Here is a 12047-nt window from a genome sequence, read left to right as displayed (position 1 = left end):
AATAAAAGATAGTTAAAATTAAAACAAAACATTAAATTTATTACGGATTAAGAATTATTTTTAAAATGTTAATAATGAAAAAGATTTATTTATCAATTATTACTTTCTTATTTATTTTATCTTCAAATTCTCAAGATCTTCTAGTTCATTATAGATTTGATGCTAATGTAAATGATACTTCAGAGAATATGTATGATGCCACTTTATATGGAGAGCCATTTTTCGTTGAGGATAGAAATGGCAACCCAGAATCGGCATTATATTTTGATGGTATTGATAATTATGTCGATTTTCCAAATAATGAAAAGTTAAAACCTAATCTGCCTATTACAATTTCTTTTTGGGCAAAGTTTGATAATTTAGAAGATAGGAGTTCCGTTACTTTTACAACAGATTTTGAAGAAAATAATCATTCAGGTGTTTGGTCTAGCCTTTCATCAGGAAGAATAGCGATTTCTTACGGTGATAATACTGGAAATACAACATCAGGAAATAGAAGAAGTAAAGTTGGAAATACAATTTTATCTCCTGATATATGGTATCATTTTGTTTTTGTAGTTAGAGATAAGTTAGACATGAATATTTATATAAATTCAGTTAATGATGAAGGAACTTATTCAGGTGCAAGTAACATGGGAATTGGATATACTAATAATCCAGGATCTATAGGCCGAAAAGATTCAAACACAAATTTAGATACTTTTTACTTCAAAGGTACTTTAGATGAGTTTAAATACTGGAATAAAGCCTTAAATAAATATGATGTAGAAGCTTTGTATAATAAAGATGTAGAAGTTTTAAGTGCTAGTGCTGATGAATATTATAAAAATGAAATTACAATTTATCCAAATCCTTTTAAAGATAAAATTACAATCCATTCATATGCTAATGTTAAAGATGTGTCCCTATTTGATCTAAGAGGAAAAGAAGTTCGTGTCAATATGAATAATAATGATATAGTTAATACAAAAAGATTACCCAATGGGGCTTACATTCTAAGAGTAATAACTAAAGAAAAAACTTTTTATAAAAAAGTTTTCAAGTAGTTATTATATACATGAACTTTGTATTCATTAAAAATGAGGTGATTTTAAATAGTAGGTTTCCTTCTAATCTTAGTTTTGAAAATGAAGCAATATCTTTAATTAAACCTGGGTTTAACGTTTTGCTATTTTGTTTAAGATATCATAACAAAAAAACAAAATCAAACCATTAATGGGATTAATTTTAGAAGATATTTATCTAATACAAAAGAATATAAACTATCTTCATTATCTTATGTTTTCCTTTTTATAGATGGTTCATATAACGCAAATTGTACGATTTTATAAAAAAACAAAACAGATGTTTTATATGTTGATTATTTACTTATAGTAAATAGTGTTTATAAAATAAACATATCATTTTCCCTGAAAAGTAGAAAAAGAAAGAAGTAGAACTAGTGCTATAGTAGTTTTCTTTTTGTTTTTTTGTAAAAATAAATATATGTAATTCAGTTAATTAAGAAAAAGTTTTCATGCTTTTTATAAAAAGAATAACATATATGTTTTTTTATAAACTATTAATTATTTAAATATTCTATTTTCGTATAGCATTTAAATATGCATTGTTATGAAAAAGTATAAAGGAGAGGAATTATAATTTCTCTCCTTTTTTTGTGTACAACAAATTTTATATTTAGTAATTTTACAGTATAATTTTATTGTATGTATAAAAATTTTCCATCAAAGAGATATCATAACACCATTGTATTTCTACAAAAAGTATTACCTGCACCTGCAACAATTTTAGATTTAGGAGTTAGAAACCCTTTCTCTGAAATAATGGAAAATAATGGCTATACAGTCATTAATACCAATGGAGAAGATTTAGATGTTTTACCAGAAATTGTAAAACAACACCAAGTTGATGCTGTAACTGCATTCGAAATTTTTGAGCATTTATTGTCTCCTTTAAACGTTTTAAACGAAATTAAAGCAACAAAATTGATAACCACAGTTCCTTTAAACTTATGGTTTGCTAAAGCATATAGAAGCAAGACAGATGATTGGGATAGGCATTATCATGAATTTGAAGACTGGCAATTTGATTGGTTATTGGAAAAAGCAGGCTGGAAAATTAAAGAAAAGCAAAAGTGGACAAGCCCTATAAATAAAATAGGATTTAGACCTATTTTGAGGAAGTTTACTCCAAGGTATTACGCAGTTTATGCAAATAAAATAGCTTTATGAGAGTTGGTATGATTTTAGATGAGGAATTCCCTCCTGATCCAAGGGTAGAAAATGAGGCTCTTTCTTTGATCGAAGCAGGTCATGAAGTTTTTTTATTTTGTTTGAATTATACCAAGAAATTTGAAAATAAATTAATAAATGAGATACAAGTAAAAAGTTATCCATCGACTAAGCTAACTTATAAACTATCTGCGCTGGCTTATACGCTTCCTTTTTATAAAGTTTTACTAGCTTCTAAAATAACGCATTTTATTTCAGAAAATAATATTGAAATACTCCATATCCATGATATTAGAATTGCAGGAACTGTTTTTTTTGTTAATCAAAAATTTAACTTAAAGACAGTCTTAGATTTGCATGAAAATAGGCCAGAAATCATGAAATATTATCCTCATTTGCTGAAGTTCCCGGGGAAATACTTGATATCTCCTAAAAAATGGAAAAAAAAAGAGGAATCATTCTTAATTAAAAGTGATAAAATTATTGTTGTAACCAAGGAATCTAAAGAAGAAATTTTAAGTAGAGTTAATATAGGAAATACCAAAATAGTAATTGTACCTAACACTGTAAGAATAAATTTTTATAAAGATGCTAAGGTAAATGATGAAATTTTTGCTAGTTATAAAGAAAAATTTGTGCTACTTTACATTGGAGATACAGGTCTAAGAAGAGGTTTACAAACTGCTATTAAAGCTATAAAAGTACTAAAAGATAGTATCAAAAATATACAGTTGGTGATAGTTGGTAAAAATTCTTCTGACAGCGTATTAAGAAATTTAACTAATGATTTAGAATTAAAAGAATATATAGATTTTGTTGGTTGGAAAAACCCAGATCTTTTTAAAGATTACATATTATCAAGTGATATTTGTATTTCTCCTCTCCACAGAAATTTACATCATGACACTACGTATGCAAATAAAATATTTCAGTATTTGAGTCTGGGTAAACCAGTTTTAGTTAGCAATGCAACTGCACAAAAAAATATTGTTGAAAAATATAATACGGGCTTGGTGCATGAAGATAGAAATGTGAAAGGTTTTGTAGATAAAACACTTCTTCTTTATAACGATAAAAGTTTACGAGAAAAACTAGGGGCAAACGGCAAACATTTTATAGAAAACGAGTTCTCTTGGGAGCATACATCAAAAAAACTACTACATTTATACGATAATCTATCCTCTTGAAAGTATTAATTATTACATATTATTGGCCGCCTGCAGGAGGTTCTGGGGTTCAACGTTGGTTGAAGTTTGTAAAATATCTTAGAGATTTTGGCATAGAACCTGTTGTTTATATACCTAAGGATGCAAATTACCCAATAATAGATAATTCGTTACAATCAGATATTCCAGAAAATATACAATTCATCTCAAAATCAATTGTAGAACCTAATACGATATTTTCTTTTTTAAAACCTAAAAAAGCGAAACAAAGTGCTGGTTTTTTAGAATCAAATCCGAATTTGTTGGGTAGGCTTTTTCTAAAGATAAGAGCCAATTATTTTATTCCAGATGCTAGAAAATTTTGGATTAAACCTTCAATAAAATTTTTAAAAAAATACCTTTTAGAAAATGAAATAGATGCAATAATTACTACTGGGCCACCCCACAGCTTACATCTTATTGGATTAGCCTTAAAGGGAACAACAGGAATACCATGGATATCTGACTTTAGAGACCCTTGGACAGATATCGATTACTTTCATCAACTACCATTGTCAAACAAATCGAAAGCCAAACATCATTTATTAGAAAAAAAAGTTCTAAAAAACGCCGATGCTGTTTTAGTAGTAGGAGAAACCATGAAAGAAAATTTTTCTTCTATTTCTAATAATATACATGTGATTACTAACGGTTATGATTCGGATACTAAAAAGCAAGACACTCCTATACAATTAGATACTAAATTTACAATTACGCATATTGGATTAATGAATGCTGATAGAAATCCTATTATTTTTTGGGAAGCTTTACATGATTTAATAGAAGAGAACCAAGAATTTAAAAATGATGTAATCATAAAGTTAATTGGTAAATTGGCGAGTCAAGTAGAAGAGTCTATTGATAAGCTACCAAAAAGTATAATTGATAAAGTAGGTTATGTTTCTCATAATGAAGTGAAAAAGTATCAATTAAAATCGCAAGTTTTACTATTGGCAATAAACAATGTGCCAAGTGCTAAAGGAATTATTACGGGTAAAATTTTTGAATATTTACAAGCAAAAAGACCTATTTTAGCTATTGGTCCAAAAGATGGAGATTTAGCTGAGATTTTAAAAAACACCAATTCTGGTACCATAGTAGATTTTGATGAAAAAGAAGCCCTCAAATCTGAAATTTTCAAACTCTATTCCGATTATAAAACAGGAAATTTAAAGATTGCGTCCATAAATATAGAACAATATCATCGTAAGAATTTAACAGCACAATTAGCTCAAATTATAAAAAAGATAAAATAAAATTGAAAAAAATAGTAACAATTTTAGGGGCAAGACCTCAGTTTGTAAAAGGAGCTGTTTTGAGTCGAATAATAAGTAGACACAATGTTGTTAATGAGGTGATTGTACATACTGGTCAGCATTTTGATAAAAACATGAGTGATGTGTTTTTTCAAGAAATGAACATTCCTAAGCCTAAATACAATTTGGCAATTAATAGTTTGAGTCATGGAGCTATGACAGGTAAGATGCTCGAAAAAATTGAAGCAATATTACTTGATGAAAAACCTGATGTTGTTGTTGTTTATGGTGATACAAACTCTACCATTGCAGGTGCATTAGCTGCAAAAAAGTTACATATAAAAATAGTACACATAGAGGCAGGATTACGTTCTTTCAATATGCTAATGCCCGAAGAAATCAACAGAATTTTAACTGATAGAATTGCTAATTTACTTAGTTGTCCTACAAATACAGCTGTTCAAAATCTAAAAAATGAAGGTTTTCAAAACTTTGAAAATAAGATTGAAAAACATGGAGATATCATGAAAGACGCTGTTACGTACTACAGTCAATTCTCTGAAGAAAAATCATCTATTTTAAAAGATTTAGGAGTAAAATCTTCATCTTTTGTTTTGGCTACCATCCACAGAGAAGAGAATACGAATGACATCAAAAAACTAAGAAATATTTTTGAAGCTTTAGAAAATATTCATCAAGAAAAAGAGGTTGTTGTACCCTTGCACCCAAGAACCAAAAAAATATTGCAAGAACACCATATATCCCCTAAAATAAAATGCATAGAACCTGTAGGGTATTTTGATATGCTAGAACTCCTAAAACACTGTTATTTAGTAATTACTGACAGTGGAGGTTTACAAAAAGAAGCTTTTTTTAATAAAAAATATACGATTATTGTAAGAGAAGAAACAGAGTGGTTAGAATTGGTAGAAAATAATTTTGCTATAATTGTAGGTAACGATTTTAACAAGATTAATGAAGCTTATCAAGCTGTAAACCCACTTAAAATAGATTTTACCAAAGAGTTGTATGGTGATAATGTGGGAGAGAAAATTTACAAATCTATCATTACATTAATAGATAATTAAATGGGAATCGTACAAAAACAATCTTCGATAAATACAGTAATTATTTTTATAGCTTTTGCTGTTGGAGGAATGAATACTCTTTTTTTGTATACCAATTTTTTGACACCAGAAAAATATGGTTTAGTGGTCTTTCTATTATCTGCTGCTAATTTGCTAATGCCACTCACAGCTTTTGGGGTTCAGTATACAATTATCAAGTTTTTTTCATCTTACAAAACCAAAGAAGAAAAAGATCGTTTTTTGAGCGCTGCGTTAATATTGCCTTTATTTATTGCAGTGCCAATGGGGTTTTTAGGAAACGTTTTTTATGAAAAAATAAGTGAATTTTTATCGATAGAAAACGCCTTAATTAAGGGATATACGTATATCATTTATTTGGTAGCTATATCTACTGCCTATTTTGAAATTTTTTACGCTTGGGCAAAAGTACAAATGAAATCAACTTTTGGTAATACTGTTAGAGAGCTTTTTACTAGAATAATGATTACGGTTTTACTTCTTTTAGTTTGGGCTAAAGTTATCAATCAGCATGAATTTATCATTTATTTAACCTTATCTTATTTTTTAAGATTAATCGTAATGATGGTTTATGCATTAAAAACCTATACGCCAAAATTTTCTTTTAAATTTCCAAAAAATACTAAAGAGATTATAGGATATTCTGCATATATAATTTTAGCAGGTTCTGCAGGAGCTATACTTTTAGATATAGATAAAGTAATGCTTCCTCAAAAAGAAGCGATAGAACTAGCTGCTTTTTATACAGTTGGTGTGTTTATAGCCTCCGTTATAGAAGCTCCAGGTAGAGCAATGTTACAAATTGTACAGCCTCTAACATCTAAAGCTATTAATGAACATAATTTTAAAGAAGTAGACGCGCTATACAAAAGATCTTCAGTTAATTTATTAATGATTTGTGGCTTGTTTTTTATTTTAATTAATTGCAATGTAGAAGAGTTGTATAAAATTATGAGTAATCCAGAATATTCAAAAGGAGTATTTATCGTTTTAATGGTATCTGTAGCAAAACTGTACAATATGTTTTTAGGAAATAACGGAGCAATCATTTCCAATTCTAAATATTATAAAATTTTATTACCTTATGGTTTGGCTATGGCTATTTCTGTAGCTTACCTAAATGTAGTTCTTATAGAATATTTTAATATGAATGGAGCCGCTTTGTCAACCTTAATTGTAATTTTAGTATTCAATACCATTAAGATTTGGTATGTTAAGAAAAAGTTTTCCATTTTACCTTTTTCTAAAAATACTGCAATGGTCTTTATGTTAATTACTTTGGTGTTTTTTGCATTTTACTTTTGGAGTTTTTCTTTTCATCCTATTGTAAATATTATTCTTAAAAGTAGCATAATAGCAAGTTTGTATGTTTTATTGGTTATAAAACTAAATCTTTCTCCTGAGCTAAATAAACTATTGCAACGTTTTTACAAATAGCAATCTATGAAATCTGTAATCATATGAAATAATAGCGCAATACATATGATTTTTGTCTTTTTAAAAAACAGCCCAAAACAATAGAAACCAATAGCAATATAAGAGTGTAAAGGATGAAAATTTATGCTACATCTATTTTTGTCAAAAAGAGGAGTGGCAAGTAAATGATCTAAATCTACGAGCATAGATAATAAAAAAATTGAGTACACCATTTTCCATTGTTTTCTAAAAAGAAAAAATGCAATAAAAAAGGGGATTGCAAAATGTAGTCCGTAATGAATACTAAATTTTAAACTCATAATATAAAAAAAAGGCTTATTAAAGAAATAAGCCTTTTATGTAAATTGTTACTATAACAATAAATTGGGGGAAATAATACAATATCAAAAATACAATTATATTATTATTAATAAATTAACATATGTTAATCGATTTTATTATTTTGAATAAATTTCTTTTCTAATTCTACTTAACTGAACAGGAGTAATATTAAGATAGGAGGCTATATGATATTGGGGTATTAAATTCTCAATATCAGGTATTTGCTTTTTTAATTTTAGGTATCTTTCTGTAGCATTTAAAACAGAAAGGTCGTAAACTTTGGCTTCTAAACTAAGAAAAACATATTCTAATACAGTTGCATATAAGTTTGAAATAGCTTTGTCATCAATAGAAAGTTTTTTAAACAGCTTAAAATTTAATGAGTACACTTCGCAATCTAATAAGCAATCATAAGAAAATCTAGATGGTTTATTTAAAATCATTGCCCCCAAAGCACCTGTAGCTCTTACGGGGGTAAATATATGTCTTATGTATTCTTTACCTTTTTCATCAGTAAAAAAAGAACGAATTATTCCAGATTTTAAAATATAAATATCATTAGGTATTTCTCCAGCTTTTGCTATAATATCACCTTTTTTAAGTTCTTTTAAGCTAATTAGAGCAGTTAGTTTTTTTAGTGAAGATTCTGGTATATCTCCTATTTTGTCTATAAATTGAGTTAAAAACTTCATGGTATCTTAGTAATCAAATCAAAAAAGATTTGGGGGATTAACAGGATAAAGTTACTGTTTTTTTAATAAAGAAAGCTAATAGCGTTGGGGCCTTCCATAAAAAGAAGATCTAAAATAGAAAGGTTTGGTAAAAATCCATGTTTATCATCAAACATTTGTATATAAGTGTCTTTTTGTGAAGGTAGATGTTTAATAGAAGCTAAATTTCTATAATCACTCTTAACATCTATAATATATTCTGTGGTTTTAGAATAGTTTTGAGATATTTGTAGTGCGTCTGTAACAAATAGATAGGTGTCTATGTTAACGTCATGCAAAAAATGATATTTTTTAGTAAAAATAGGAATTAAATCATCTTCATAAAATTCGTAAAAAGGAGAAGTTCTGTATGCAGTTTGTAGAGATTTTAAATGGTGATCTTGCCATGAAACAGCATTTTCAACCAACATATCTTTTGTTTTTTTTCTAGTAGAGGTTCCTTTAGAGCCATCTTTAACAGGGATGTTTAATAATTGTTTGCCATTGGCATTATAAATATAACATCTATTTCTATAACTCTGTTTTTGAAAATTATCTTCAATTTCAAAAATGACCTCATCAGATTTTAAAATTTCTGAATATTGAGAAATAGGAGAGAAGTATGTTGGAATAAATAAAGACATAAATAGAATAACCTCTAAAAGATAATAGTAGTTCTAGTTCGTTTTCTTTTTCTTTCCCTTATAAAAACTATATCCTATATATATGGCTATTAATGCAAAAACAAGATATCTATAAGAAACAGGTTCTCCATCACCACCAACTGTGGTAAACATTCTGTTCCAGCGAATTGATTTTATTTTTTCACCAAAAGAAGTCGCATTTGCATCCCAACTAAACCATACCATAACAGGTTTTCCTAACACGTGGTCAAAAGGTACGTAGCCCCAATAACGAGCATCTAAAGAGTTGTGTCTGTTATCACCTATTAAATAAAAATAGTCTTGTTTAAAAGTATAAGAATCAACTTTTTCTCCATTGATAAAAATATTGTTTCCAACAACTTGCAAATCATTATTTTCATAGTTTTTGATGATTTGTTCGTAAAAAGGTAAAGATTTTACATCTAATTTTACAGTTGCACCAGCTTCTGGAATATAAATAGGACCAAAATTATCTTGACTCCACCCTAACTCTTTTACATGCGGAAAAATAGCATTGTCTGCGTCGTGTATTATTTTAGTGAGCGATTTTGTTAACGGATAGGTTTTTAAACGTATAGCTTCTTCTTCTGTTAAGTTGATATTGATTTTATTGTCAACAGATAACATTTTTAAACGTCTTGCAAAATCAGGATTTACGCCACCAGCAACTTCTGTATACAAAGAGTCTGATGCAATTTTGGTTAAATTTCCATTTTCTTTGATAGCGCTTTGTACCTTTGGGTTTTGCCAGTATTCTGTTAAAATTTTATACACACCAGTGCGTTCTTTGTCTAGTAAAAATTTTGGATATGTATTTTGGCTAATTGGTTTTTTTGATTCATATGTGTAGTAAAACTGTAATTTAGCTCTGTCTGGTAAGCTATTTTTCTTTCCGTTAATATAAAAATATCCATCTTTCATTTCTATAGAATCACCTGCTATACCAACACAACGTTTTACATAGTTTGTCTTCTTATCTACAGGTTTATAAGTGAATTTGCCTGACTTATCTCCCCACATTAATGCCAAAGTATCTGCAGGCCAATTGAAGCAAACGATGTCGTTATTCTTTATTTTTTGGATACCAGGTAGTCTTGTGTACGGTAATTGTGGGTGTTTTAAGTATGAGACAGTTCCTGTTAAAGGTAAAGAATCATGCACCATTGGTGCAGCAATTACGGTAGATGGTACTCTAGCGCCATAATGAAATTTACTTACAAATAAATAATCACCAACTAACAATGTTTTTTCTAACGAAGATGTAGGTATGGTAAAGGGTTGCATAAAATAAGTATGTACTAGGGTTGCTGCTATAATAGCAAAGGCTATAGAACTAACCCATTCACCCAATTCAGATTGAGGTTTTAAACTTCTATCTTTATTATATACTGCATCTGTGCCGTAATTTATATAAAAAATGTAGAGACCAAGTGTAAAAATGACAAGAAGGGAATCTGTTTTTTTCTTAAAACCAAAACTTCTTATTGTCTCTATCCAAATTACAGGAAACATCAATAAATTTACAACAGGAATAAAGAGTAAAATAATCCACCATTTAGGTCGTTTTATAATGCTCATTAATACAATACCGTTATAGATTGGTACTGCTGCTTCCCAAGCTTTTCTGCCCGCTTTTACATATAATTTCCAAGTTCCTAAAAAATGAACTATTTGAATTGCTATAAAAAAAATAAACCATTCTGTAAATGTCATATGCTGTATTTTTGGTTAGACTTAATGTAATAAAAGTCTAATTTTTCTTAATAAATATTTCTAATTTGCTTTAGAGAAAACAAATATGTTTAATAAGTAGTGATCTGGTAATTTTGTTACTGTTTTTAACGGATGTTTAACACATCTTTCATAGAAAAAACACCTTGTTTACCAATAATCCATTCAGCAGCTACTACTGCACCTAAAGCAAAGCCTTTTCTGTTGTGAGCGGTATGTTTTATTTCTATAGAATCAACTTCAGAATCATACCAAACTGTATGTGTCCCAGGAACTTCAGGAATTCTTTTAGCAACAATTGAAATTTCACTTTCATTAGCTTTATCTCCTAATTTCCAGTTTTCTTTAGTAGTATTTTCTATAACCCCTTCTGCTAATGTAATTGCTGTACCACTTGGAGCATCTAATTTTTTTGTATGATGAATTTCTTCCATAGAGATGTTGTAATCTTCTAGATTGCTCATCATTTTGGCGAGCTGTTTATTTAACTCAAAAAAGATATTAACACCCAAGCTGTAATTAGACGCATAAATGAAAGCACCTTTATTTTCTTTACATAAAGTTACTGCTTTCTCATAATTTTCTAACCATCCAGTTGTACCAGAAATGATAGGAACATTATTTTCTAAACAGTTTTTGATATTATCAAAAGCAGAAGAAGGTACGCTAAAATCTATAGCAACATCAGCTAATGTAATATCAATCTTGTCACCTATATCTTTACGAATTACAATTTCGTGTCCTCTTGATAAAGCTATTTTTTCAATCTCTTTACCCATTCTTCCATAGCCTAATAATGCAATTTTCATTTTAAAAGTTATATTTTAGTGTTACCCCTAATTTAGGAGTTTCAATTTGTACAGGGGTATTTATAAATGTTGGTCTTAATGTTAAGTTATCATCTGTGTTAAATTGCAATAAATGAGCATTAACACTAGCTTCTACAATTTGTAATACATATAAAATTGCAGTAGTTAGTAATGATAAATCTCTATTTTCTCTTAGCTGTTCTTGTGCTCTTTCTATGGTTTCAACAGATACTGTTTCTGTAGTTGTGCCATCAGCATTAATTACGGTAAACTCATCTTGAAATCCGTTACTTCTTGCTCTAAAAGCTCTTCTAAATCGTTTAAATTCGTTATTGTTGTCTAAATAAAAAAAAATACTGGTACCTAATGCGCCCCAAACAATAGGAGCTTTCCAATACTTTCTATTGTATATCTGTCCCATTCCAGGAAATGCAGCCGAATAAAAAGCTGCTCTAGAAGGAGCTAAAGGGTTGTACAACCCTTTAGCATTTTTTTGAAACCTAGCAATCCTTTTTATTTTTTTGGGTTTGATAGAATCATTTTGAGCAGAAAGATTTGTACAAAAAAATCCGATTA

At 28.8% G+C, this 12047-nt stretch carries 12 protein-coding genes; 6 read left to right on the top strand and 6 right to left on the bottom strand.

The window, feature by feature from the left end:
* The first annotated feature begins 74 nt into the window (after positions 1-74).
* The 6 genes from DUT90_RS02275 to DUT90_RS02250 all read left to right on the top strand — a co-directional run bounded on the left by DUT90_RS02275 (position 75) and on the right by DUT90_RS02250 (position 7235).
* Entirely contained in the window at positions 75-1046 is a 972-nt protein-coding gene (locus DUT90_RS02275; protein ID WP_181858123.1) for a LamG-like jellyroll fold domain-containing protein, read from the top strand.
* A 660-nt stretch (positions 1047-1706) separates the two neighbouring features.
* Complete coding sequence (locus tag DUT90_RS02270; protein WP_114425096.1) at positions 1707-2231, top strand: methyltransferase; 525 nt, start codon at positions 1707-1709, stop codon at positions 2229-2231.
* Complete coding sequence (locus DUT90_RS02265) at positions 2228-3418, top strand: glycosyltransferase family 4 protein (RefSeq protein ID WP_114425095.1); 1191 nt, start codon at positions 2228-2230, stop codon at positions 3416-3418. The genes DUT90_RS02270 and DUT90_RS02265 overlap by 4 nt, the downstream gene beginning before the upstream one ends.
* Positions 3415-4692 (top strand): glycosyltransferase family 4 protein, encoded by a 1278-nt coding sequence (locus DUT90_RS02260; RefSeq protein WP_114425094.1) that lies wholly within the window; start codon positions 3415-3417, stop codon positions 4690-4692. The genes DUT90_RS02265 and DUT90_RS02260 overlap by 4 nt, the downstream gene beginning before the upstream one ends.
* A 2-nt stretch (positions 4693-4694) precedes the next feature.
* Positions 4695-5780 (top strand): non-hydrolyzing UDP-N-acetylglucosamine 2-epimerase, encoded by a 1086-nt coding sequence (gene wecB / locus DUT90_RS02255; RefSeq protein ID WP_114425093.1) that lies wholly within the window; start codon positions 4695-4697, stop codon positions 5778-5780.
* On the top strand, positions 5781-7235 hold the full coding sequence (locus tag DUT90_RS02250) for an oligosaccharide flippase family protein (protein ID WP_114425092.1): 1455 nt from the start codon (positions 5781-5783) through the stop codon (positions 7233-7235). It abuts the gene before it with no gap.
* Here DUT90_RS02250 and DUT90_RS13440 read toward each other — a convergent pair.
* From DUT90_RS13440 to DUT90_RS02220, 6 genes are all read right to left on the bottom strand, one after another.
* Entirely contained in the window at positions 7226-7534 is a 309-nt protein-coding gene (locus DUT90_RS13440) for a DUF6122 family protein (protein WP_114425091.1), read from the bottom strand. The two genes, DUT90_RS02250 and DUT90_RS13440, sit on opposite strands and share 10 nt — an antisense overlap.
* Before the next feature lie 138 nt (positions 7535-7672).
* Positions 7673-8248 carry a Crp/Fnr family transcriptional regulator gene (locus DUT90_RS02240; RefSeq protein WP_114425090.1) on the bottom strand — a complete coding sequence of 192 codons (576 nt, stop codon included), beginning with the start codon at positions 8246-8248 and terminating at the stop codon, positions 7673-7675.
* Positions 8249-8310: 62 nt separating this feature from the next.
* Positions 8311-8910, bottom strand: a complete 600-nt coding sequence (locus DUT90_RS02235; RefSeq protein WP_114425089.1) for a WbqC family protein — start codon at positions 8908-8910, stop codon at positions 8311-8313.
* Positions 8911-8943: 33 nt separating this feature from the next.
* Positions 8944-10644: a signal peptidase I gene (gene lepB, locus DUT90_RS02230; protein WP_114425088.1), complete on the bottom strand. Its 1701-nt coding sequence runs from the start codon at positions 10642-10644 to the stop codon at positions 8944-8946.
* 125 nt (positions 10645-10769) lie between these two features.
* Positions 10770-11471, bottom strand: coding sequence for a 4-hydroxy-tetrahydrodipicolinate reductase (gene dapB / locus DUT90_RS02225; RefSeq protein ID WP_114425087.1), 702 nt, complete (start codon positions 11469-11471; stop codon positions 10770-10772).
* 1 nt (position 11472) lies between these two features.
* On the bottom strand, positions 11473-11949 hold the full coding sequence (locus tag DUT90_RS02220) for a DUF5683 domain-containing protein (RefSeq protein ID WP_258848483.1): 477 nt from the start codon (positions 11947-11949) through the stop codon (positions 11473-11475).
* Between the last annotated feature and the right edge of the window lie 98 nt (positions 11950-12047).

Origin of the sequence: Polaribacter sp. WD7 (genome assembly GCF_003335085.1) — a bacterium.
In the GTDB taxonomy this organism is placed as follows: domain Bacteria; phylum Bacteroidota; class Bacteroidia; order Flavobacteriales; family Flavobacteriaceae; genus Polaribacter.
Note: the sequence above shows the minus strand (reverse complement) of the source record. Positions and strands in the feature narration are given on the sequence as shown.